General features: G+C 68.0%; 22 protein-coding genes and 1 tRNA gene. 10 read left to right on the forward strand and 13 right to left on the reverse strand.

What is annotated here, in order from left to right; genetic code table 11:
• Positions 1-142: 142 nt before the first annotated feature.
• Positions 143-844: a DUF5324 family protein gene (locus ACIQBL_RS21425; RefSeq protein WP_401944057.1), complete on the reverse strand. Its 702-nt coding sequence runs from the start codon at positions 842-844 to the stop codon at positions 143-145.
• Between the two features lie 317 nt (positions 845-1,161).
• On the opposite strand from ACIQBL_RS21425, the gene ACIQBL_RS21430 reads away from it, so the two are divergent.
• Both ACIQBL_RS21430 and ACIQBL_RS21435 read left to right on the forward strand, forming a co-directional pair.
• On the forward strand, positions 1,162-1,689 hold the full coding sequence (locus ACIQBL_RS21430; protein WP_401944058.1) for a peptidylprolyl isomerase: 528 nt from the start codon (positions 1,162-1,164) through the stop codon (positions 1,687-1,689).
• Positions 1,690-1,788: 99 nt separating this feature from the next.
• Positions 1,789-2,697, forward strand: a complete 909-nt coding sequence (locus tag ACIQBL_RS21435) for a rhomboid family intramembrane serine protease (RefSeq protein WP_401944060.1) — start codon at positions 1,789-1,791, stop codon at positions 2,695-2,697.
• 271 nt (positions 2,698-2,968) lie between these two features.
• On the opposite strand, the gene crgA is transcribed toward ACIQBL_RS21435, so the two are convergent.
• Positions 2,969-3,223 carry a cell division protein CrgA gene (crgA, locus tag ACIQBL_RS21440; protein WP_043675969.1) on the reverse strand — a complete coding sequence of 85 codons (255 nt, stop codon included), beginning with the start codon at positions 3,221-3,223 and terminating at the stop codon, positions 2,969-2,971.
• Between the two features lie 142 nt (positions 3,224-3,365).
• Between crgA and ACIQBL_RS21445 the strand changes: the two genes are divergently transcribed.
• Genes ACIQBL_RS21445 through ACIQBL_RS21470 form a run of 6 tightly spaced genes read left to right on the forward strand, consistent with a single transcriptional unit; the run spans position 3,366 to position 7,564 of the window.
• Positions 3,366-4,145, forward strand: coding sequence for a DUF881 domain-containing protein (locus ACIQBL_RS21445; RefSeq protein WP_401944062.1), 780 nt, complete (start codon positions 3,366-3,368; stop codon positions 4,143-4,145).
• A gap of 21 nt (positions 4,146-4,166) precedes the next feature.
• Complete coding sequence (locus tag ACIQBL_RS21450; RefSeq protein ID WP_401944064.1) at positions 4,167-4,856, forward strand: class E sortase; 690 nt, start codon at positions 4,167-4,169, stop codon at positions 4,854-4,856.
• Between the two features lie 16 nt (positions 4,857-4,872).
• On the forward strand, positions 4,873-5,070 hold the full coding sequence (locus tag ACIQBL_RS21455) for a hypothetical protein (protein WP_401945079.1): 198 nt from the start codon (positions 4,873-4,875) through the stop codon (positions 5,068-5,070).
• Entirely contained in the window at positions 5,067-5,705 is a 639-nt protein-coding gene (locus tag ACIQBL_RS21460) for an aminodeoxychorismate/anthranilate synthase component II (RefSeq protein ID WP_401944066.1), read from the forward strand. The genes ACIQBL_RS21455 and ACIQBL_RS21460 overlap by 4 nt, the downstream gene beginning before the upstream one ends.
• On the forward strand, positions 5,702-6,802 hold the full coding sequence (locus tag ACIQBL_RS21465) for a class E sortase (protein ID WP_401944068.1): 1,101 nt from the start codon (positions 5,702-5,704) through the stop codon (positions 6,800-6,802). Before ACIQBL_RS21460 ends, ACIQBL_RS21465 begins: the two co-directional genes overlap by 4 nt.
• A 6-nt stretch (positions 6,803-6,808) precedes the next feature.
• Positions 6,809-7,564 (forward strand): class E sortase, encoded by a 756-nt coding sequence (locus ACIQBL_RS21470; RefSeq protein WP_401944069.1) that lies wholly within the window; start codon positions 6,809-6,811, stop codon positions 7,562-7,564.
• Between the two features lie 78 nt (positions 7,565-7,642).
• On the opposite strand, the gene pknB is transcribed toward ACIQBL_RS21470, so the two are convergent.
• The 6 genes from pknB to ACIQBL_RS21500 all read right to left on the reverse strand — a co-directional run bounded on the left by pknB (position 7,643) and on the right by ACIQBL_RS21500 (position 15,777).
• Positions 7,643-9,640, reverse strand: coding sequence for a Stk1 family PASTA domain-containing Ser/Thr kinase (gene pknB, locus ACIQBL_RS21475; RefSeq protein WP_401944071.1), 1,998 nt, complete (start codon positions 9,638-9,640; stop codon positions 7,643-7,645).
• A 170-nt stretch (positions 9,641-9,810) separates the two neighbouring features.
• Positions 9,811-11,298, reverse strand: coding sequence for a peptidoglycan D,D-transpeptidase FtsI family protein (locus tag ACIQBL_RS21480; protein ID WP_401944072.1), 1,488 nt, complete (start codon positions 11,296-11,298; stop codon positions 9,811-9,813).
• Entirely contained in the window at positions 11,295-12,731 is a 1,437-nt protein-coding gene (locus tag ACIQBL_RS21485) for an FtsW/RodA/SpoVE family cell cycle protein (protein ID WP_401944074.1), read from the reverse strand. The genes ACIQBL_RS21480 and ACIQBL_RS21485 overlap by 4 nt, the downstream gene beginning before the upstream one ends.
• A gap of 30 nt (positions 12,732-12,761) precedes the next feature.
• On the reverse strand, positions 12,762-14,300 hold the full coding sequence (locus ACIQBL_RS21490; protein WP_401945055.1) for a Stp1/IreP family PP2C-type Ser/Thr phosphatase: 1,539 nt from the start codon (positions 14,298-14,300) through the stop codon (positions 12,762-12,764).
• A gap of 99 nt (positions 14,301-14,399) precedes the next feature.
• Positions 14,400-14,921, reverse strand: a complete 522-nt coding sequence (locus ACIQBL_RS21495) for an FHA domain-containing protein (protein ID WP_019073543.1) — start codon at positions 14,919-14,921, stop codon at positions 14,400-14,402.
• 10 nt (positions 14,922-14,931) lie between these two features.
• Positions 14,932-15,777: an FhaA domain-containing protein gene (locus ACIQBL_RS21500; RefSeq protein WP_401944076.1), complete on the reverse strand. Its 846-nt coding sequence runs from the start codon at positions 15,775-15,777 to the stop codon at positions 14,932-14,934.
• Between the two features lie 455 nt (positions 15,778-16,232).
• Here ACIQBL_RS21500 and ACIQBL_RS21505 point away from each other — a divergent pair.
• Positions 16,233-16,316, forward strand: a tRNA-Leu gene (locus tag ACIQBL_RS21505).
• 221 nt (positions 16,317-16,537) lie between these two features.
• Here the strand turns inward: ACIQBL_RS21505 and ACIQBL_RS21510 are convergent.
• From ACIQBL_RS21510 to ACIQBL_RS21520, 3 genes are all read right to left on the reverse strand, one after another.
• Positions 16,538-17,419: a hypothetical protein gene (locus ACIQBL_RS21510; RefSeq protein ID WP_401944077.1), complete on the reverse strand. Its 882-nt coding sequence runs from the start codon at positions 17,417-17,419 to the stop codon at positions 16,538-16,540.
• 119 nt (positions 17,420-17,538) lie between these two features.
• A complete protein-coding gene (locus ACIQBL_RS21515) occupies positions 17,539-18,309 on the reverse strand; it encodes a hypothetical protein (protein WP_401944078.1) in 771 nt (256 codons plus the stop codon).
• Entirely contained in the window at positions 18,309-19,220 is a 912-nt protein-coding gene (locus ACIQBL_RS21520; protein WP_401944079.1) for a hypothetical protein, read from the reverse strand. Before ACIQBL_RS21520 ends, ACIQBL_RS21515 begins: the two co-directional genes overlap by 1 nt.
• Before the next feature lie 111 nt (positions 19,221-19,331).
• Between ACIQBL_RS21520 and ACIQBL_RS21525 the strand changes: the two genes are divergently transcribed.
• The gene (locus ACIQBL_RS21525; RefSeq protein ID WP_401944080.1) at positions 19,332-19,652 is read left to right on the forward strand and encodes a helix-turn-helix domain-containing protein; all 321 of its coding nucleotides are present in this window, start codon (positions 19,332-19,334) and stop codon (positions 19,650-19,652) included.
• 217 nt (positions 19,653-19,869) lie between these two features.
• On the opposite strand, the gene ACIQBL_RS21530 is transcribed toward ACIQBL_RS21525, so the two are convergent.
• Together ACIQBL_RS21530 and ACIQBL_RS21535 are read right to left on the reverse strand one after the other, a co-directional pair.
• The gene (locus ACIQBL_RS21530; protein ID WP_401944082.1) at positions 19,870-20,523 is read right to left on the reverse strand and encodes a hypothetical protein; all 654 of its coding nucleotides are present in this window, start codon (positions 20,521-20,523) and stop codon (positions 19,870-19,872) included.
• A 211-nt stretch (positions 20,524-20,734) separates the two neighbouring features.
• On the reverse strand, positions 20,735-23,344 hold the full coding sequence (locus ACIQBL_RS21535; protein WP_401944083.1) for an AAA family ATPase: 2,610 nt from the start codon (positions 23,342-23,344) through the stop codon (positions 20,735-20,737).
• Positions 23,345-23,374 lie beyond the last annotated feature (30 nt).

Consider the following 23,374-nt stretch of genomic DNA (forward strand, 5'->3'; position numbering starts at 1 on the left):
CACCGCGGGCAGCTGCCTAAAATCAGGGGGTCGCCCGCCCCCCGCGCCCGCCGTGGTCCCGGGCCCCCCCCCCCCCCCGGGGGGGGGGGCCCCCCCCCGCCCCCCCCCCCCCCCCACGGCGATGTTGACGGTGCGTCGGACGTCAGCGGTGGTCGTCGCTCTCGGCGGCCTCGTCCTCGGCCTGCTTGGCCTCGACCTCGGGGTCGAGCACGGCCTCCGGGCTGCCGTCCACCGCGGAGAGCCGCCCGGTCTCGGGCACCTCGGTCGCGGCGGGCGGCTCGACCAGCCAGTCGGGGTTCGCCTGCTTGTCCCACCACTTCCAGGCGGCGAAAGCGCCGCCCGCGAGGACGCCCAGTACCGCCAGCCCCTTCGCGAGACGGCCGGCCCTCGCGCGCCGCTCGTGCCTGTGGACCAGCTTCTGGATGTCCTTGGCCGAGACCTGGCCGCGCAGCGCGGCGAGCGCCGCCGCACCGCGCGCGGCGGCCTCGTCCCTGACCGGTCCGGCGGCGGCCACCGCCTGCTCGATCCTCGGCCGGGAGTACTCGGCGGCCTGCTGCGCGGCCTTGCGGGTACGGACGGCCGCCTCCTGGGCGGCCTGGTCGACCTTCGGCGGTACATGCGTACGGGCCTGCTCCAGGCGCGGGACGACATGGGCGTCGTACTGGACGCGGGCCTGGTCGGCGGCCAGCGACACCTTGGGCGCGAGCCGTACGCGGGCCTCGTGGGCGTAGTACGCGGCCTTGTCCTTGGCCGTGTCGGCGTAGGGCGCCACCACTTCCGCGGCGTGCAGCACGCTGTCCTTCGCCGATCCGGTCGCGGAGCGCACGCTGTCGATGCGGGTCACGGGTTCCTCCTCCTCGGTGGCGTACGGTTCTTCGTCTATCCACCCCATTACGGATCATGCCTGCCAGATGGGGACGGGGCATGTGAGGGCGGGCATCCGGGTCACGATCACGGGCAATAACGGATGAATACGGGGGAACGGCAGCTTGTCGTCGACAATGCCACGGATCCCCGCTTCATGCCCCTGTCCCGGACCCACTCGAACGGTTTTCTGCAAGCGAATCCTGTGGAAAAGCCCCCAGAGGAGGCCGTCGGGCGACGCAGCCCGTCGAGCGTGCGAGGATCTGGGAGTCACAGGAAGACAACGGAAGGCAGATCGTGGCTGAGCAGCTTTACGCCACCCTGAAGACCAACCTCGGCGACATCGAAGTCCGGCTTCTGCCGAACGAGGCGCCCAAGACGGTCCAGAACTTCGTCGAGCTCGCCAAGGGCGAGCGTGAGTGGACCAACCCGGCGACCGGTGAGAAGTCCACGGACAAGCTCTACGACGGCACGGTCTTCCACCGGGTGATCAGCGGTTTCATGATTCAGGGCGGAGACCCGCTGGGCAACGGCACCGGCGGCCCCGGCTACCAGTTCGAGGACGAGTTCCACCCGGACCTCCGCTTCGACAAGCCCTACCTGCTGGCCATGGCCAACGCCGGTCCGGGCACCAACGGCTCGCAGTTCTTCGTCACCGTCTCCCCGACGGCCTGGCTGACCCGCAAGCACACCATCTTCGGTGAGGTCACCGACGCGGCGAGCCAGAAGGTCGTGGACACCATCGCGACCACGAAGACCAACGCGCGCACCGACCGTCCGCTCCAGGACGTGGTCATCGAGTCGGTCGTCATCGAGACCCGCTAGGGCCACTCCGGCAGCTCTTACCGCCGGGAACCAAACGCCCCGCTCATCCGTAAGGATGGGCGGGGCGGTGCATTGCGTACGAAGGATTGAGGGGACCCCATGGACCAGGCGCCAGGCAGCCCGCAGGGCCCGGAGGAGCAGCGGCCCCAGGATGCCCACAGTCTGCCGGTCTGTTACCGCCACCCGGACCGGGAGACCGGCGTCCGCTGCACCCGCTGCGAGCGCCCGATCTGCCCCGAGTGCATGGTCAGCGCCTCCGTCGGCTTCCAGTGCCCCGACTGCGTCCGCAACGGCTCCGGTACCGGGCACGCCCCGACGGCGGCCCAGCCCCGCACGATCGCCGGTGGCACGGTGGTGGCGGATCCGCGGCTGCTCACCAAGATCCTGATCGGCATCAACGTGGCGGTGTTCATCGCCGTCCAGGTGCGCCCGTCGCTCCTCGACCACCTCGTCCTCGTCGGCGAGTGGCCGCCGGCGCCCTACAAGGCCACGATGGGCGTCGCGGACGGCGAGTGGTACCGCTTGGTGACCGCGATGTTCGCGCACCAGGCCGTGTGGCACATCGGCTTCAACATGCTGAGCCTCTGGTGGCTCGGAGGCCCCTTGGAGGCCGCGCTCGGTCGTGTGAGGTACCTCGCGCTCTACTTCGTTTCCGGCCTGGCCGGCAGCGCGCTGACGTATCTGCTGGCCTCGCCGACCGAATCCTCGCTCGGTGCGTCCGGTGCCATCTTCGGCCTCTTCGGTGCGACCGCCGTGCTGATGCGCCGGCTGCGGTACGACATGCGCCCGATCCTCGCCCTGCTGGTGATCAACCTCATCTTCACCTTCGGCTGGGGCAACATCGCCTGGCAGGCCCACATCGGCGGTCTCGTCGCCGGTGTCGTGGTCGGCTACGCGATGGTCCACGCCCCGCGGGAGCGCCGAGCCCTGATCCAGTACGGCACCTGTGCCCTCGTACTGGTCGTCGTCGTGGTGTTGACGCTGATCAGGACGGCTCAGCTCAGCTGATACCAAACCGTTGTCCACAGCGCGTGCCGGATCTTGTGCATACCGTGCGGGAACAGCTGTGCCCCCTGTCACCGACCCGTATTTGTGCAGGTCAGGCAGGGGGCGAACAGGCTTGCGGTTGCCAGTGTGTCAGTCACACCAGCGTCAACACCCGGTGGGTTATCCACAGATCGTCGTTCTTTTTCCCCAGGCCCGCTGTGGATACTTCCCTGGCCTGTGGATAACTCAGCGGAAAGCCGTGGGCAGAGCTGAGTTCACCGGGGTGTGGCCGCTACTTCCACTGCGTGGAGACGCCGAACCCGGCGGCGATGAAGCCGAAGCCCACCACGATGTTCCAGTTGTCCAGACTGTCGATGGGCAAGGAGCCGTCGGTGACGTAGAAGACGACGATCCAGGCCAGGCCGAGGACGAACATGGCCAGCATCACCGGTGCGACCCAGGCACGGCTGTTCAACTTGATGGCGGTCGCCGCTTTCGCCGGCGGCGGCGTGTAGTCGGCCTTCTTGCGGATACGTGACTTCGGCACGAGGGTCTCTCCTGTCGATGCGCTGCGTGGCCGCGCAGGGAACTGGGGCGGGCTCCGGGGCAGCGTACAAGGGGACACTGAGTGCTCCCCCGGGCGTCCGTTAGCGTAGTGCTTCCGCGGCGCCGAAGGAGATAAGGGTACGTTGAGCAATTCTGCCGACTCCCCCGGGACGGGTACCAGTCCCGCCCGTATCCGCCGTTTCCGTCCCGTACGGATTCTCACGGTGGCCGTCTTCGCCCTCGCGGGGCTCATCTTCTTCACCAGTTTCAACACGGCCAAGGGCACCAACATCCGCACGGACGCCTCCCTCCTGAAGCTGTCCGACCTCATCCAGAACCGCAGCCAGAAGAACGGCCGGCTGGAGGATGCCAACGGAGTCCTGCGCGACGAGGTCGACGCGCTCCGCAAGGAGGACGACACCGGCACGGGCGCCGACGGCAAGAAGCTCTCGGCGCTGGAGCGGACCGCGGGCGCGCAGCAGCTCAAGGGCAAGGCCCTCACGGTCACCCTCAACGACGCCCCGCCCAACGCCACCGCCAAGCTCCCCGGCTACCCCGAGCCGCAGCCCGACTACCTGGTCATCCACCAGCAGGACCTCCAGGCCGTGGTGAACGCCCTGTGGCAGGGCGGTGCCAAGGGCATCAAGGTGATGGACCAGCGGCTGATCGCGACCAGCGCCGTGCGCTGCGTGGGCAACACCCTGATCCTCCAGGGCCGGGTCTACTCACCGCCGTACAAGATCACCGCCGTGGGTGACCCGGAGAAGATGCATCGGGCGCTGGCGGCGTCCAAGGCGATCCAGAACTACATGGTGTACGTCGACGTCTACGGGCTCGGCTGGAAAGTGACCGACGACGGGACGGTGACTCTTCCCGGGTACTCGGGCACAGTGGATCTGCACTACGCGAAGCCAGTGGAGTAGGCGGCCGTACAGGAGTTGCCGGTGCGCGTGATCGTCAGGAGCGTCAGCGAACTCTGCATCACCGTAGGCACCCTGATCGTCCTCTTCGTGGTCTACGTGCTCTTCTGGACCGGTGTGAAGGCCGACCACACGATGAGCGACCAGATCCACCAGTTGCAGAGCCAGTGGTCGCGGCAGACCGCGCACCCGAAGGCGTCCCGGGCCCCCTCGCCCGCCGCCCCGGCGAAACCGGCCGCCTACAAGGACGGCAAGCCTTTCGCGATCATGTACATCCCGCGGCTTGGTTTCACGTGGAACAAGCCCGTCCTTGAGGACACCGCCGTGGACACCCTCAAGAAGGGGCTCGGGCACTACGCCGGCACCGCGCAGCTCGGGCAGGTCGGGAACTTCGCGGTGGCCGGGCACCGGCGGACGTACGGCGACCCGTTCGTGGACTTTCCCGAGCTCCGCAGGGGTGACGCGGTGGTGCTGACGGACGGGACGACCTGGTTCACGTATCGGATCGACAAAGGGCCTTACAAAACCGTTCCCACCGACATTGAGGTGATCGATCCTGTGCCACGTAAGTCCGGGTACACGGCCTCGGGCCGCTATCTCACGCTGACCACGTGCGATCCGGAGTGGGGGCACAGCCACCGGCTGATCGTCTGGGCACATCTCGACTCCACACAGCCTGTGGAGGCCGGGAGACCAGCCGCGCTGCGCCGTTAGTCTGGTGGCGTACGGCGTGAGTCTGGTGCCGTGGCGCGACGGAAGGGACGGCATGTACGGCTGGATCTGGCGGCATCTGCCGGGCAACGCCTGGATCAAGGCGATCATTTCGCTCGTCCTTGCCCTGACCGTGGTCTACATCCTCTTCCAGTACGTCTTCCCGTGGGCCGAACCGCTGCTGCCCTTCAACGATGTGACGGTGAACAACCAGTGAGTGCACGGATTCTCGTCGTCGACAACTACGACAGCTTCGTCTTCAACCTGGTCCAGTACCTGTACCAGCTGGGCGCCGAGTGCGAGGTGCTGCGCAACGACGAGGTGTCGACGGCGCACGCCCAGGACGGCTTCGACGGCGTCCTCCTCTCGCCAGGACCGGGCACCCCCGAGGAGGCCGGCGTCTGCATCGAGATGGTGCGGCACTGCGCCTCGACCGGCGTGCCCGTCTTCGGCGTCTGCCTAGGCATGCAGTCGATGCAGGTGGCCTACGGCGGTGTCGTGGACCGCGCCCCCGAGCTGCTGCACGGCAAGACCTCGCTCGTCGAGCACGAGGGCCGCGGCGTCTTCGCCGGACTGCCCTCGCCCTTCATGGCGACCCGCTACCACTCCCTGGCGGCCGAGCCGGCGACGGTCCCGGCCGAACTGGAAGTCACCGCCCGGACGCACGACGGCATCATCATGGGCCTGCGCCACCGCGAACTGCCCGTCGAGGGCGTCCAGTTCCACCCGGAGTCGGTGCTCACCGAGCACGGCCACCGGATGCTGGCGAACTGGCTGGTGGAGTGCGGCGACCAGGGTGCCGTGGCGAGGTCGGCGGGGCTCGCCCCGGTGGTGGGCAGGGCCACGGCGTGACCGCGCTGCGCCCCGAGCGCGAGTCCGAGGCCTCGTACGGGGAGCAGCCGTACGGGGAGCCGGGCGGGTTCGAGGAGTGGTACGACGCGTCGGCCCAGGGCGCGTCCGGGGTGCCGTACGGTCCGATCGACGAAGAGACCATGGCGCTGCGGATACCGGAGCCGCCGCCCGAGCGGCGCGGCCACGGGCGGTCCATACCGGCCTCTGACGCCTCGTCCGCCTCCTCCGCCACAGGAACCCCCGCCGGTGGCCGTGCGGCCCGCAGAAAGGCCGCCAAGGGCCGTCACGGGCGTCATGGGGGCACCGGCGCGCCCGAGGAGACCGTCGAGACCCCGGAATCGGGCGTCGGCGCGCCTGGGTCGCCCGGCTCGACCGGCTCGCCCGTTTCGCGTGTCGAGGCGCGGCGGCGGGCGCGGGCGAACAAGCCGGGTGCCGCGGTGCTCGCGAGCCGGGCGATCGGCGAGGTGTTCATCACCACCGGCGTCCTGATGCTGCTGTTCGTCACCTACCAGCTGTGGTGGACGAACGTCCGGGCGCACGCGCAGGCCGGCAGCGAGACGAGCCAGCTGCAGAACGACTGGGCGAGCGGGAAGCGCGCTCCGGGAGAGTTCTCGCCGGGGCAGGGCTTCGCCATCCTGCACATTCCCAAGCTGGACGTGGTGGCGCCGATCGCCGAGGGCGTCAGCAACAAGAAGGTGCTCGACAAGGGCATGGTCGGGCACTACAGCGAGGGCTCCCTGAAGACCGCGATGCCGGACGCGAAGACCGGCAACTTCGCGCTCGCGGCGCACCGCAACACCCACGGCGAACCGTTCCGGTACATCAACCAGCTCAAGCCCGGCGACGAGGTCGTCGTCGAGACCCAGGAGATGTACTACGTCTACAAGATGACGAAGACGCTGCCCGTGACGTCGCCGAGCAACACCAGCGTCATCGACCCCATCCCCAAGGGCTCCGGGTTCACGAAACCCGGCCGCTACATCACGCTGACGACCTGTACGCCGGAGTTCACCAGCAAGTACCGGCTGATCGTCTGGGGCAAGATGGTCGAGGAACGGCCGCGCAGCAAGGGCAAGCCGGATGCGCTCTTCGAGTAGGGGCAGATGAACGTGGCAGCGACCACCGACGACACCGAAGAGCAGACCGACACGCCCGCGTCACCGCCGGACCGCCCCCGCGGCACCGGTCCGGTCGCGACCGCGGTCAGCGTCTTCGGTGAACTCCTCATCACGGCGGGCCTGATCCTCGGCCTGTTCGTCGTCTACTCCCTGTGGTGGACCAACGTCGTCGCCGACCGCACGGCCGACAGACAGGGCGACAAGGTCCGGAACAACTGGTCCAAGGACAAGGACACCGGCCCCGGCGCGCTCGACACCAAGGACGGCATCGGCTTCCTGCACGTGCCCGCCATGAAGAACGGCGAGGTACTGGTCGAGAAGGGCACCGGGACGAGCGTCCTGAACGACGGCGTCGCCGGCTACTACACCGACCCCGTCAAGGCCGCCCTCCCCACCACCGGCAAGACCGGCAACTTCACCCTCGCCGCCCACCGGGACGGCCACGGCGCCAAGTTCCACAACATCGACAAGCTCAAGAAGGGCGACCCGATCGTCTTCGAGACGAAGGACGAGTGGTACGTCTACAAGGTCTACGACATCCTTCCGGAGACCTCGAAGTACAACGTCAAGGTCCTCGCCCAGGTCCCCAAGGAATCCGGCAAGAAGAAGGCCGGCCACTACATCACGCTGACGACTTGCACGCCGGTGTACACGTCCCGGTACCGGTATGTGGTGTGGGGCGAACTGGTCCGCGTCGACAAGGTGGACAGCGCGCGGACACCGCCGAAGGAACTGCGCTGAGACCACTGGCACTGGCACGACGGAGCCCCGGCCCCCTTCTCAGGGTGCCGGGGCTCCGTCGTTCGTACGGGGGTGCCGCTATCCGGAGTTGCCGCCGAAGAAGTTGGTGCCGCCGTTGTTGTTCCCGCCGTTGTTGTTGCCGTTTCCGACACTCACGGTGGTGAGGGTGATCGTCGTGTTGCTGGGGTCGACCGTGTTGCCCGCGCCCGGGTCGATCCCGGTCACGATCGCGTTGTCGCTCTGGTCGCTGCCGTCGGCGAACTGGATGTTGGTGAAGCCGTTCTGCTGCAGGATCTGCTTGGCGTTCTTCACTGTCTGCGTGACGACGCTCGGGACCTGGACCTGCGTCGACTTCCCGATCTGGATGTTGACCGTGGAGTTCTTGTCGACCTGGGTGTTGGCCTGCGGGTTGGTCGAGACGACCTTGCCGACGAGGTTGGAGTCGTTGGTGTCGACCTGGGTGCAGTTGCCGACGAGGTTGTTGGCGGTCATCTGCGCCTTGGCATCGTCACAGCTCTGGCCGGTGACGTCCGGGACCGTGGACTTCGCCTGGGCCTTGGCGACGGTCAGGGTGATCGTGGTGCCCTTCTGGACCTCCGCGCCGAGGGCCGGGGTCTGGTCCAGGACGGTCCCCGGGTCCTCCCCTGACACCTTCTGCTGCGTCTTCACGACGAACTTGTACTTGTCGCCCTCGAGCGTCGTCGTGGCCTCGTCGATGTTCTGGCCGACGACACTCGGTACGACGACCTTCGGGGCGCCGGTCGAGACGACCAGGTTGACGGTGGAGTCCTTCTTGACCGAGGTGGTCGGAGCCGGGTCCTGCGAGCAGATCTTGCCCTTGGGCTGGTTCTCGCAGGTCTTCGACGTGAAGGACAGCTTCAGGCCGATGTTGCCCGCCATGGTGTTGGCGGTGGACTGGGTCTGCCCGACGAAGTTCGGTGTGTTGACGGTGTCGTTGGCCGCGCTGTTCCCGCTGAACGCCCACTTCCCGATCAGGATCGCGCCCACCAGCACCAGTACCGCCGCCACGACCAGCAGGATCGTCGACGTGTTCGACTTCTTCTTCTGCTGGCGGCGCCGGTCGGGACGGTCGTCGTAGCCGAAGCCGCCGTCGTCCGGGTTCATGGGCGGCAGCATCGTGGTGGCGCCGGCGTCCGAGCGCAGCGCCGTGGTCGCCTGGTCGTCGCCGTAACCGCCGTAGCCGACCGAACCCAGTGCCGCCGTCGCCGCGACCGGCTGGCCGTCGAGGCAGGCCTCGATGTCCAGGCGCATGTCGTCGGCGGACTGGTAGCGGTAGTTGGGGTCCTTGACCAGGGCCCTGAGGACGATCGCGTCCATCTCGGGCGTGATCTCGGGGTCGAAGACCGACGGCGGCTGCGCTTCTTCGCGTACGTGCTGGTACGCCACCGCGACCGGGGAGTCGCCCACGAAGGGCGGCCGTACCGTCAGCAGCTCGTAGAGGAGGCAGCCCGTCGAGTAGAGGTCCGAGCGGGCGTCGACCTGCTCGCCCTTCGCCTGCTCCGGGGAGAGGTACTGGGCGGTGCCGATGACCGCGGACGTCTGCGTCATCGTCATGCCGGAGTCGCCCATCGCGCGGGCGATGCCGAAGTCCATCACCTTGACCTGGCCGGTGCGCGTCAGCATGACGTTGGCCGGCTTGATGTCGCGGTGGACGATGCCGTTGCGGTGCGAGTACTCCAGGGCCTGGAGGATGCCGATGGTCATCTCCATGGCCCGCTCCGGCAGCAGCTTGCGGCCACTGTGGAGCAGCTCACGGAGGGTGGAACCGTCGACGTACTCCATGACGATGTACGGGATCGAGACCCCGTCGACGTAGTCCTCGCCCGTGTCGTAGACCGCGACGATCGCGGGATGGTTGAGCGAGGCGGCCGACTGGGCCTCCCGGCGGAACCGGGCCTGGAAGGAAGGGTCGCGCGCAAGGTCGACGCGCAGCGTCTTCACCGCCACCGTGCGGCCGAGGCGTGTGTCATGGGCGAGGTAGACCTCCGCCATGCCACCACGGCCGAGCACCTGGCCCAGCTCGTACCGGCCGCCGAGGCGACGCGGCTCTTCCATAGTTCCCTACCAGCCCTCTCCGTCGGTCCCGATCCGCACGGATGTGCGGTCGGAGGCTAGCCGTCCGGGCCTACCGTACCCGGCCGGCTCTGTGTGACCTGGCCAAGCCCGTCACCCGATACAGGACCGGTATCCCAACGTGCACCGATGTGAAGGGGACGTGATCGGGGTCACTTCTTGCTGTTGATGACCGCCTCCATCACGCTCTTCGCGATGGGGGCCGCGAGGCCGCCGCCGGAGATGTCGTCACGGTTGGCGCTGGAGTCCTCGACGACCACGGCCACGGCCACCGGCGAGCTGCCGTCGGGGAGCTTGGCGTAGGAGAGGAACCAGGCGTACGGGTTCTCGCTGTTGGCGACGCCGTGCTGGGCGGTGCCGGTCTTGCCGCCGACGGTGACGCCGCTGATCTTGGCGTTCGTGCCGGTGCCCTTCTCGACGACCGTCTCCATCATCGACTGCAGGATCTGCGCGTTCTTCGACGACAGCGGCTGGCTCAGCTGCTGCGGCTCGGTCTGCGCGATGGTGTCGAGGTTCGACGACTGGAGCTTGTCGACCATGTACGGCTTCATCAGCTTGCCGTCGTTGGCGACCGCGGAGGCGACCATGGCCATCTGCAGCGGGGTCGCCGCGGTGTTGAACTGGCCGATCGAGGACAGCGCGGTCTGCGAGGAGTTCATGTTGTCGGAGAAGACCGAGGCGCTGGAGCGGACCGGCGTGAACTGCTCGGCGTCGAAGCCGAACTTCTTCGCCTCGGCCAGCATCTTGGCGTTGCCCAGGTCGGCGCCGATCTTGCCGAACACGCTGTTGCAGGAGACCCGCAGCGCTTCCCGCAGGGTCGCGTTCTTGCAGGGGATGTTGCCCTCGTTCTTCAGCTCGGTCGTGGTGCCCTTCATGATGTAGGGCAGCGGCGAGTCGGTCGCCGTGTCGGCCGACGAGTACAGGTTGTTCTCCAGGGCGGCGGACGCGGTGACCACCTTGAAGGTGGAGCCCGGCGGATAGGTCTCGCGCAGCGCCCGGTTGAGCATCGGGTCGTTCGGGTCGTACTTCTTCTGGAGCTTCTGCCAGGCCTGGGAGTCCGTGGTGGTGGAGTTCCCGGCGAACGTCGACGGGTCGTACGACGGGTAGGACGCCAGCGCCAGGATCTTGCCGGTGGACGGGTCGAGGGCGACGACCGCGCCCTTGCCGCCCTGGTTCTTCAGACCGCTCCACGCGGCCTTCTGCGCGGCCTGGTTGAGGGTGGTGACGACGTTGCCGCCCGACTTCTCCTTGCCCGTGATCATGTCCAGGGTGTTGCGGAAGAAGAGCCGGTCGTCGGTGCCGGAGAGGATGCCGTCCTCGATGGACTCCAGCTGGTTGGCGCCGAAGGCCTGCGAGGCGTATCCCGTGACCGGCGCCCACATCGCGCCGTTCTTGTAGGTGCGCTTGTACTTCAGGTCGTTCAGCCCGGACGTGCTGGTCTCGGTGGAACCGGTGATCGGGTTGCCGTCGACGATGATGTCGCCGCGCGGGGTGGAGTAGCGCGCGATGGTGACACGGCGGTTCTTCGGATCGTCCTTGAGGCCGTCGGCCTTGACGTACTGGAGCCAGTTGTCGCGCAGCAGCAGGGTGAGGACCAGGAGGCCGCAGAAGAGCGCGATCCGGCGCAGGGGCTTGTTCATGACGGGCGGACCACCTGGGTCATCTCGGCGTCGGGGTTCGGGGCGGGCGCGGGCGCCGGGCGGCGGGCGGTGTCGCTGATGCGGATCAGGATGCCGATGAGCGCCCAGTTGGCGATGACGGAGGAACCGCCGTACGCCACGAAGGGCATCGTCATACCAGTCAGCGGGATCAGGCCCATCACGCCGCCCGCGACCACGAAGACCTGGAGGGCCATGGCGCCGGAGAGGCCGATCGCGAGGAGCTTGCCGAACGGGTCGCGGGCCGCGAGGGCGGTACGGACACCGCGCTCCACGATCAGGCCGTAGATGATCAGGATCGCCATGATGCCGGCCAGGCCCAGTTCCTCGCCGAAGGTGGCCAGGATGAAGTCGGAGTTGGCGGCGAACCGGATGAGGTCGGAGTGGCCCTGGCCGAGACCGGTGCCGAGCGTGCCGCCGGAGCCGAAGGCCCACAGGGCCTCCATCGACTGCGCGGAGTGGCCGGCGACGGTCTTGCTGAGCGTGTACTCCTTCATCGGGTTGAGCCAGGCCTGCACACGCTGCTGGACGTGCGGTTCGAAGCTGGCCACGCCGACCGCGCCGGCCGCCGACATCAGCAGACCGAAGACGATCCAGCTGGTCCGCTCGGTGGCGACGTACAGCATGATGATGAACATTCCGAAGAACAGCAGCGAGGTGCCGAGGTCCGTCTCGAAGACCAGGATCAGGATCGAGATGAACCAGACGACCAGGATCGGGCCGAGGTCGCGGCCACGCGGCAGATACAGGCCCATGAAGCGGCGGCTGGCCAGCGCGAGCGCGTCGCGCTTCACCATCAGGTAGCCGGCGAAGAAGATCGCCAGGACGATCTTCGCGAACTCACCGGGCTGGATGGAGAATCCGCCGACCGAGATCCAGATCTTCGCGCCGTAGATGTTGGCGCCGAGACCCGGCACGAGCGGCAGCAGCAGCAGGACGAGCGCGCCCACCATGGAGATGTAGGTGTAGCGCTGCAGGGCGCGGTGGTCCTTGAGGAAGATCAGCACGACGGAGAACAGTCCGATGCCCATCGCGGTGTACAGCAGCTGCCGGGGCGCCGCGTTGCCCGCCTGGTTGATGGACTGCAGCAGTTTCGACTGGTCCAGCCGCCAGATGACGACGAGCCCGAGGCCGTTGAGCAGCGTGGCCAGGGGCAGCAGCAGCGGGTCCGCGTACGGCGCGAACTTGCGTACGGCCAGATGTCCGACGCCGGCCAGCAGGCCGAGGCCCAGGCCGTAGCTCAGCAGGCCGGACGGCACTTTGTCGTCGATGGCCAGGCCCACGTTGGCGTAGGCGAAGACCGGGATGACGACCGCGAAGAGCAGGAGCGCCAACTCGGTGTTGCGTCTGCTCGGTGCGCCGATGGAGCCGATCGTGGACGTATGGTGCGCCGGCGTGTTCGTAGAACTGCTCATCGTGTGACGGGGCCTCTCACGGCTTGCCTATTACTTGCTGCACTGCGAGACGACCTGCTGCTCTTCCTCCGAGAGGCTGGGACCGGGGCTGGGAGTCGCAGACTTGGTCGGGGACGGGGACGTCGAAGCCGTCGTCGAAGGAGACGGCTTCGGCGTGGCCTTGGACGTGAGCGAGGTGCTGGTGGTTCCCGTGGTGCCACTGGGCTTGGTCGCGGCACTCTGGCGCTCGGACTCCTTCTTGCACGCGGAGGCCTGCACCGCCAGGTCGGCGATCTTCTTCTGGGCGTCCTGGAGACCGCCCTCGGCGATCGTCGCCTTGACCTGCTTCTGCTGGTAGGGCGGCAGGTACTTGAGTTCGATGTCGGGGTGGTCCTTCTCCACCTTCGACAGCGAGACCCAGGCGAGGTCCTGGCTGATGCCCCGGTACAGCGCGACGTGTTGGCCGTTGGCGCCGACGAAGTACTGCGTCTGCGTCCAGCGCCAGCCGCCGTACAGGCTGCCGCCGATGACGGCGAGCGTGAGCACCGTGTAGAAGGATCTCTTCAGCCACTTGCGGCCCTTGGAGGGCTTTACGAAGTCGTCGTCGGTGTAGTCCCCGAAGCTGCCCGCGGGGATGTAACCGGTGGTGTCGCCGGAGCCGGGCGGGCCGAACTCGCCGCCCCCGCCGTTCTGTCCGGGCACCTGGCGGCCGAGCCCGGAGGCGCGTCCTGCCGGGGTCTGCATGATGCCGTTGTCGTGCAGGTGGAGCTGGTTCTCGGCGACCGCGCCGACGATCACCGGGGTGTCCGACAGCTGCGCGGCGAGGGTGTCGCCGGTGTCGAGGTCGAGGACGTCGGCGATGATCACCGTGATGTTGTCGGGGCCGCCGCCGCGCAGGGCGAGCTGGATCAGCTCCTGCACGGTCTCCTGGGGGCCCTGGTAGCTGGCGAGGGTGTCCTCCATCGTCTGGTGGGAGACGACTCCGGACAGCCCGTCGGAGCAGATCAGGTACCGGTCGCCGGCGCGGACCTCACGGATCGACAGGTCGGGCTCGACGTGGTCGCCGCTGCCGAGCGCGCGCATGAGGAGGGCGCGCTGCGGGTGGGTGGTGGCCTCTTCCTCGGTGATCCGGCCCTCGTCGACCAGCCGCTGCACCCAGGTGTGGTCCTGGGTGATCTGGGTCAGCACCCCGTCGCGCAGCAAGTAGGCGCGGGAGTCGCCGACATGGACGAGGCCGAGCCGCTGCCCGGTCCACAGCAGGGCGGTGAGCGTGGTGCCCATGCCCTCCAGCTGGGGGTCCTCCTCGACCATCATCCGCAGCTGGTCGTTGGCCCGCTGCACGGCGGTGCCGAGCGAGGTGAGGATGTCGGAGCCCGGCACGTCGTCGTCGAGCGAGACGATGGTGGAGATCACCTCGGAGGAGGCGACCTCACCGGCGGCCTGGCCGCCCATCCCGTCGGCGATCGCGAGGAGGCGTGGACCGGCGTAGCCGGAGTCCTCGTTGCCCTCGCGGATCATGCCTTTGTGCGATCCGGCGGCGAAGCGCAGTGACAGACTCATGCGCACCTCGCCCGTCGGCTCCGGGTACATCCGCACGGTGCCCACCCTCCGGTCGGGAGCGCGCCGGGGTCCGCCAGGCGGTCCGCCGCTGCGTGCTCGCTCCGCTCGCGCTCATTCATGACGTGGTGACTACTTCCGCAGCTCGATGACGGTCTTGCCGATGCGGATCGGCGCGCCCAGCGGAATCGGTGTGGGGGTCGTCAGCCGGGACCGGTCCAGGTACGTGCCGTTGGTGGATCCGAGGTCCTCGACGATCCACTGGCCGTCGCGGTCCGGGTAGATCCTGGCATGGCGGCTGGAGGCGTAGTCGTCGTCCAGCACGATCGTCGAATCGTGCGCCCGGCCCAGGGTGATGGTCTGGCCCTGGAGCGCGACGGTCGTACCCGTGAGGATTCCCTCACTGACGACGAGTTTGGTGGGGGCGTTACGGCCCCGCCGGCCGCCCCCGCCCGACTGCTGCTGGCGCTGCTGCGGAGGCGCCGCCTGCCGGGCGGCCTGTTGCTGCGGTCGTCCGGCTTCCCGTCGCGAGCCGCGCTGAGTGACACGCGTTCCGAACAGGTCGCTGCGGATGACCTGCACGGCCACGATCACGAACAGCCACAGTACGGCCAGGAAACCCAGCCGCATGACCGTGAGGGTCAGCTCTGACATTGCCCCCGCTTCACCCTTCGGCTTGCCGGTAAATGATGGTGGTGCTGCCCACGACGATCCGCGAGCCGTCGCGGAGCGTAGCGCGGGTGGTGTGCTGCCCGTCCACCACGATGCCGTTGGTGGATCCGAGATCCTGGATCGTCGAGGGCGTTCCGGTCCGGATCTCACAGTGCCGGCGGGATACGCCGGGGTCGTCGATCCGCACGTCGGCTTCGGTGCTGCGGCCCATCACCAGCGTCGCGCGGGAGATCTGATGGCGGGCGCCGTTGATCTCCACCCAGTACCGCATCCGCGCGCCGGCCGCCGGGGCGGTGGGCGCGGGCTGGAGGTACGGCGCCGAGCCGCGGCCACCGGGCGGCGGTGCGGCCGGCATGGGCGGCGGGGCGCTCGTGGGGCCGGCGGGCGGATAGCCGTAGCCGCCGGGCCGGCCTGCCGCCGGGGGTGCCGCCGGAGCGGGGGTCCCGGGAGCCTGCTGGTTGGTGGAGGAGGCGAGCGTACGGCTGCGCACGCGGTACAGACCGGTGTCGAGGTCGTCCGCCTTCTCCAGGTGGACCTTGATGGTCCCCATGAACGTGTAGCGCTGCTGCTTGGCGTAGTCGCGGACCATGCCGGCGAGTTCGTCGCCGAGCTGGCCGGAGTAGGGGCTGAGCCGCTCGAAGTCCGGCGTGCTCAGCTCCACGATGAAGTCGTTGGGTACGACGGTCCGGTCGCGGTTCCAGATCGTCGCGTTGTTGTCGCACTCCCGCTGGAGCGCGCCGGCGATCTCGACGGGCTGGACCTCGGACTTGAACACCTTGGCGAAGGTGCCGTTGACCAGACCTTCGAGGCGTTGCTCGAACTTCTTCAGGACTCCCATGGGGCACCTCCTCCGTCGTCGCCGCACTGGTTGCCGTGCCGGCTGCCTTGGTACTGCTTACTGATCGTATCCACGCGCCGGTAAATCGGCTGGTTCCCCCTTGTCGGCCCGGTCGAACTCCTTACTGCACTACTCCTGTCACTACTCCTGCCCAGGATCGTAGAGGGGGCCGCAGACAAGTGTCCCGCACCTGACTGTGGACCTTGCCCGCCTCCTGGGGAGATGGCGGTTACCGGTACGAGGTTGATACGTGAACCGGCCCACGTTGATACGTAGCGGGGGGTGCGGGGTGTTCGGAGGGGGCTCCTGGGGGTTCCTGGGGGGTCCCCGGGCGACCCCGGGCCAGGTCACGGGGTGCGGATAAGGGATGTGAATCCACCCCGGGCACCGTGCTAATCTTCTGCATGTCGGAAGGCGCCAGCCCCCTGGGGGAAGGGCCTGAAGACACACCCAATGCGCGGGTGGCGGAATAGGCAGACGCGCTGGATTCAGGTTCCAGTGCCCGAAAGGGCGTGGGGGTTCAACTCCCCCCTCGCGCACAACGGGACACCGACGAAAGTGTCCTAGCAGTACCGACGAAACGGGATGATCGTGAAAACGATCATCCCGTTTCGGTTTTCCGGGTCAGGCTAGAGCTGTGATTCGGCCTGGTCAGAGGCCTCGGAGACAGCACGAGGACCGCCGTCGGCGGGGAGCCTACGGCGGTCGTGGTGCGGTGTTCAGATGGTCAGGTTGTCGTGCCCGAGGTGTGATGAGTCTCTCAGGCTGTGGTGACGTAGCCCTTGGGGGTCCAAGCGCCGATGGGTTTGGTCTTTCGGCGTCGGGTGGGGCGGCGTTTGGGGCGGTCGCCGTGGAGGGCGATGGCGTCGGCCCAACTGGTGAGTTTTCTCCGGTTGGCGTGGGCGAGCTGGAAGGCGACGAGGATCGTCTGGGCGGCGATGCCACGGATGCGGCGGGTGCCGCCGGGCTCGATGCGCTCGCGGAGGGGGTCTTTGGCGAAGCCGTTCATGCCTTCAATGGCGTTGCGGAGCCGGAAGTAGACGCGCTGCCATTCCGCGGTGCCGTACTGGAGGGGTTGCCAGAGGTTGGCGCCGGCTTCGGGTGGGAGGGTGATGGTGCGCTGGTCGCAGCACTTGAACGCGTCGACAGGGCCGAGGTCTGGGTCGATGAGGGGCAGGTGGATCCCGCGGCCGAGGGTGTAGGGCTTGAGGGTGCATTGAGTGCGGCGTGCTTCGGCGGGGCACATGAGGCGCCGGTGGCCCTCGGCATCGGTGCGTTCCTTGGCCATGAACAGGTAAGTCGTGCGTTCACGGATCCGGTCGATCCAGGTCTGCTTGTCGATTCTCCCGGCGGCGAGGTCCTTGGTGGCGTCCTTGAGGGGCTGAGGCATGGAGGGGCAGTACCAGTTTCCCTCGATGAGTTCGGCTCCGGCGAAGTGATCTTTTACACCGAGCTGGTCCAGGGCGTAGTCGTAGACGGGCTGGTAGCCCATGGCACAGATGGGGAGCTGGAACTTGTCCCGCTGCTGTTTGTTGTAGAGACGGTCGCCAGCGAGATAGCTGCGTGGATGGCGTGGGTCGATGCGGCGGAGGGCTTCGATGGCGACTTCGCCGGGGCGGTTGCCGGGCTTGTCGACGGACATGGCCAGGACGAGGGCGGGGACGACGTCGGGGTCGGCGGCTCCGTCGGGCAGGGGTGCGCCGTCGTGGGCGGGGTCCGTGGCGACGATCAGGGTGAGGTCGTAGCCGTAGAGCTTCTTCTTTACCTGTTTCTGCTTCTTCTTCCCCTTCGTCGCTGTTTTGCCGCCCTTTGCGGACGTGGGTGGTTCGGATGCCGTGTCATCGAGGGCGAGGGGGTCCTGGTGTTTGGCGTTGCGGACGTACCATCCGGCCTCTGGGTCGGTGGCGGTGGTGGGGCTGTCCGGGGACAGGCCCTTGGAGTAGGTGCCGATGACGGTGGCATCGACGCAGGCGGACCCGTCGCTGTCTCCGAGGAGTTCAGAGCGTCGAGCAGCGACATGCCCAGGATCTTGTTGGCGAGATCGAGCATGAGATCGCGGCGATCGGCCAGGGCGTCATGGTCTGCCTCGGCCAGGAGACCGGCGACGTCGGTGAGGTCGAGGCGCTTGTTCTTTGGGAGCGGAGAGGGATCGACTTCCGTCAGGATGGCTTTGAAGAGGCGGCGGACGACGCCGTACATGGCCTCGAATCCGCGGTCGTTGTCCGGGTAGCGGTGGATGCCGAGTTCACCGCGCATGGCGTCGCTAAGACAGAACCCGAGCAGATTGGCGACCTGAGTGAAGACGACGCTTCCGTCGCCGAGTTCGGATGCCAGGAACATGCCGGCGAACAGGCCACGGACACTCAGGTGGCGAGGGTGCCCGGTCGACCGGGCAACCAGTTCCTCGACGATGGGGACGATGCCGGTCTCATCGAGGTCAGCGAGCAGCTCCCGCACGTGCTCGTCATCGACGGGGTGGCGCCGGGAGCGGTACTTGCCTATGCACGCGTGGCGCGCGAGCTGGCTGGTCATCACAGCTCCCTGAGCGCAGCCGCGGCCTGGTCCGGGGGCAGGTTGCGGACGTAGGGCAGGACTCGGTCGATCGAGCGGAGCGTCGTCAGGCCAGCGGCGGCCATCAGGGTGGGCAGGTACATGCGGGCTTCGATGGCGTCGACGAGCCAGGTGGCACGGGCCCGACCCATCACCAGGGCCGGTGTGCCGGGTGACTTCTTCGTGCGGGCAAGAAAGTTGGTGACGGTGTTCGTGCCGCGGGCGTGGCTGTGGGGTCGGAAGAGGTAGCGGGCTTGTTCCGGGCGGGAGGCCCAGGCGGCGGCCTCGGTCAGGACCGGTGCCCATGCGTTGCGACACAGCACGAGACGGGCGCGGCTGCCGCGGATGGCGACGGCGACAGCCCCGTTGGCCGCTGTACGGACATCGTGAGTACGCAGCGGGATGATCTCCGGTGAATCCAGGCCACAGCCCAGGCCGAGGGCGAGCAGGAGCAGGCTTCCGTGGCGCAGCTCGTCGGTGGGCTGGGCGCGGGCGGCGGCATACAGCGCGGACTGCTCGGTGCGGGAGTAGGGGCGGGAAGGGTCCGAGCCGGAATACGCGGCAGGGTCGCCGGTGATCAGGTCGGGGCCGAGCAGGGCACGCCGGAGCTTGTTGAGGCGTCCCCGGCGGTTGCCGCGGGAGGCGTCGGGCAGGTGCTGCGCGCCTGTGGCGATGTACCACTCGATCGCTTCGGGCGCGAGCAGATGCTCGGCCTTCGTGGGCTGGCCGCACCCATACGCATGGGTGGCGGCATACGCCAACGCGCCGAGCCAGTCACGGGCTTCCTTGGGCGTGGACGGCTTGGCCTGGGCCACGGCGCGGCGGCAGTCGGGCCCGATGCGTTCCCAGACGGGGGCCGGAAGTCGGGGCCGGTACCGCTCGATCGCGTCCATCGTGACTCTCCACCAGGAAAGGACCCCGGCTGGGGTGCCATTCCAATTACAGTTGGGGGAGATAACGGCCGTTGTCATGTCAGGAGGTCCGGATGGGCGACACTCTTCGCTGTGTCACAAGGAGACAAGCGAAGCCGCAGCCCCGCCGCGTACCGGCTCACCGGCGACTGGCCGCACGCCGTGCTAGATGACCACCATGGGGCGAAGGTCGCCCAGGAAGTCGCCGCGCGGCTGCGCAGGGCGATCGACGCGCACGGCTGGTCGATCGCCGAGGTCTCGCGGCGCAGTGGCGTCGCCCGGCTGACCATCATGAAGGTGCTAGGCGGCGAGGTGTGGTGCGACCTCTTGACGATCGCGAGCCTGGAGAAGGCCTTCGACGTGGACCTGTGGCCCGGGAGGAATCCGGGCAATCCACCGAAGGGCGGGGTGTGAATTCGCATGGGCATTCGGCTCCTCGGGAAAGAGGGCAGGAAGAAATGGCCGAATGCCGGACGGTCCCGGGCGATGCCGGGTAACGTCGGAAACGGCCGCAGGCCTGACCGTCGCCGTAGATCCGGGTCGCACCCCGGATCGCGTTACGCGGCGACGGTCAAAAATGCGCGAGTGGTCTCGCGGTGATGGGTTCCTGTTTTTGGTGGGCGATCCGAGATCAGACGAAACTCCAGTTCATCCGGGCTTTGTAGTAGGTGCGGGAGTCGCCCTCGACGGTGATGCGTTCCAGTGCGCCACGCTCGGTGAGCGCGTGCAGGTTCGCCCGCAGCGCGCGACGGCCCGACCGGTCGGAACGGCTGATGCCGAGAAGTTCGGCGACGTCGCCGCTTCCCCACTCCACGTCGGGGCGGGAGCCCACCGCAGTGAGGATCTCCTTCATTCGGGCTCCACGGACCACGACCACCTCAGGGACCGCACTGTCTGCCGGGGAGGCGGGCGCGGCCGATTCCCGGGCCGTGGGGGCGGGGTCATCGGCCGGATCGGCAAGTGGCGTCTGCGTGTCCAAGGGCTGAGGGGCTACCTCCTCGTCGGAGGCCACCCACAGATGGGCGGCCGGATCCGTCGAGGTCTGCAGGAGGCCCAGCTCGCGTGCGCGCTGTTGCATGGCGCGGAGGGCGGGGAACAGGGTGTGGCTCTCGTCTCGTAGTGAGGCGATTGCTGCTCGTTTCTGCTGGACTTCGTGCAGAAAGGTCTCAAGGCCTTCGGCCAGCTCGTCGTATCTCCGAAGTACCTTGTCGAAAGGGGCATGGAGAAGCTCTGTCTCGTTGATGAAAATGCTGGCTTTTTCATCAAAGGTCGGCGGGTGGGCCATAGAAGCACGGTAGAGCCGCGCCGTGCTCTGCCGCTATGCCTTCGGCGAAGCATCCGTCTCGGCCAGCGGCGATGCCCGATTAGGTGCATTTATTTAGTTCGGTTGTGTGAATTACATGGGTCAGCTCGAATGTGTTTGCGGAAATCCTGAAGGTGGCGATGAGGGGCGGCTCTGTTCATCTCGCTTTAGATGGCTGATGCGTGGGGCTCTGTCACGTTGTCCCGTTGTAGTTGTCCATGCATGGCTCTCCGTCAGCTCGCTGCCAGGGGGCGGACAGGTCGTCGAGCAGGCTGGCAGTGATGCGTTCCGTGCCGTCGCGGATGGCGCGGATGGCCCCACTGCGTACGAGATAGCCCAGACGGAGAGCGGTTCCGGCGGTGAGTTCATGGAGGTGGTCGACCAGGTCGGGCAGTGCGCCTGGGGGATGGTTTCGGAGACGCAGGGCCTTCTCTGCCTGGGCGACGACTTCGAGCCAGGTGGGACCTGGCGGTAGCCGGCGAAGCGTCAGAGGCAGAAGGCGGCTGTGCATCTCCGGGGTGGCGGGCAGACGGCCGGCGAACACGAACGTGGCAGGTACCTGGTCGCACAGATAGTTCATGGTCTCGGCCATCAGGACGGTCGAACTCGGCTTGTTGTAGCGGAAGTTGAGGTCGTCGACGAGGACGAGCCCGGTGCCGGTGGCGAGCAGGTGGTTGTGTACCCGGTGGGTGAGGTCCGCAGTCGTGGCCCGGGCATGGAACGGCGCTCCGGTACTGCGGGCCAGTTCGACCAGGAACATGCGGGGGGTGGCGAGCGGGGGGAGGGCGACGTGGACGGCCGGGATGTTGTCCGGCTCGTACCGGGTTCGGGCCCGGGTGGTGTGGCGCCGCGCGAGTTCCTGGAGGACCGTCGACTTGCCGGTTCCGGGTTCGCCGCACACCAGCAGGCCGTGCCGGGCGCCTGTGGCGTGCTGGTTGAGCAGGATCAGCTCCTCGGCCCGTTGGATCGCGGCCACAACGTCGGGTGTGTGCAGCGGGAGTTGGGCGTGGTAGGTCACCCGGACGTCGTCGGGTGCGTCGGCCGGCGGAGGCTGTGGGGATGCCTGTGTGGGGATGAGGGCGGGAGGGGAGAAGGTGTCGGCGATGATGAAGCCGCTGGATGGGGAAGCTCGGGGGGCGGAGCGGACGGCGGGGTTTGTGGGGGCTTCGCTCCGGGGCAGTGGTGGTGCCGGTGCCGGGGTGGCTGCAGGGACGGCGAGCCACCGCTGGTCGGGCGTGCGCACCCACACGCGCCGGGTGTCGTACGGGTCGTAGCGGACCTGGCATGCCGGGGACTTCCGGGACGAAGGGGTAGCGCTGCGGAGCTTGTCCAGCCCGGGCCCGTCGAACCTGCGTCCCTGCACGTACACACCGGAGGCCCGCACTCTCCGGTGCTCGGAGCGTAGGAGCGCGACGTAGGCCTGGGGTGAGGGAGGCGTGAGGATCCAGCCCGTCCGGGCGATCAGTCCCGCGTATCTGCGCAGGCCGGCCGGGACGCCGCCCAGTACCGTGGAGGCCCCTTTCTCGGTGGGAAGTTCCTCGTGGGGCCACACAGTAAGCAGCCATGAGTCCAGGAGCTCCTGCAGCATGACCGTCGGCCATCCTGCGGTTCGCGCCGCGTCACCGGCTGCTGAGCACAAGTAGTCGGCGAAGCGCCGGCCAAGGTGTACGCCCATGCGCTCGATGAAGTGTCGGACCTGGGGGAGGGCGTTGCCCGAACGCTGGATCTGAACCTCGTGGCGACGGCAGACCTCCGTCAGCCCGCGCAGGTGCGGACCGCGAGACCGGTCGAGAAGCAGGGTCTGCGGTCGGACGAGTGGCGGGAGGGCCTCCACGAGGGAGATCTGAGAAGGTGTGGCAGGCTGCGCGGACGGCCAGCCGGCCTTCAGATCCCCAGGCAGCCACATGCGGGCGAGCAGGGACGCACTGTCCACTGGGTGGGTCTGTTCCTGTACCACCGCGGTCAGTACGACACGGGTGTCCGCGTCCACGGCGAAGAGTAGTCGTCTGTCCCCGTTGGTGTGGTGTCCCTGTCCTGGCAACTGCGGTAACAGGACTGATTCCAGGACGACTTGGCGCCCCGGCCATCTGGCGGAACCCGCCAGCAGCCCAGCGGTTTCCATCTCGGTGTACAGCCGGTGGAACGCGGACCGCGATGGGAGAGCCAGCTTCCCCTGCCCGGTTTCCGTTTCGGATTCGAAGATTCTGCTCACCCGGCGTCGGACCTCTTCGACGCTGAGCTTCCTGCCGTCGACTCCGGGGCGTGCCGCTTGCCGGATCGCGCTGAGAATGCGCGGGTCCCACCGGGCGCCGATTTCCTCGCGCCGCTCGGCACGGCCGTCGGTCAGGCCTGCCAGGCCTTCGACTTCGTATCGCTGTCGCTTGCGCTGGATCGAGCGGGCCGAGGCACCTCGCACCCCTTGACGGGTGAGTTCCTCAGCCTTCGCTGCCTCTCGCTCCCCCAGGGTGTGCAGTACGGGGTCGTAGGCGGGGTGGGGGCGCGTGTCCGGCGGGGCGGTCGGAGGCAGGCCCGTGAGCACCTCGACGATGTGCAACTCCCACCACCGTGCCCGGTTCATGGTGTCCCCAGTGGGCTTGGGCCGGCTCCCGTCGGGCGGATGCTTGAGTTCGAGCAGCGCGAAGCCGTGGCTCAGCAACAGTTCTGCCACGTCCACTCGTTGGGCGTCACCGAACGTGTCCGTCACCGTGAGGCGGCGACCGTACAGTTCGGTGACCGTGCACGCCCGCCCGTCGAACCGGATCCGGTCGCCGATTCCCAGCCGGTCGGGCCACGTAGTGTTCATTCATCCCTCGCTGTCCGCCCGGCCCCGCAT

The organism is Streptomyces sp. NPDC088350, from assembly GCF_044753545.1.
Classification (GTDB): Bacteria; Actinomycetota; Actinomycetes; order Streptomycetales; family Streptomycetaceae; genus Streptomyces.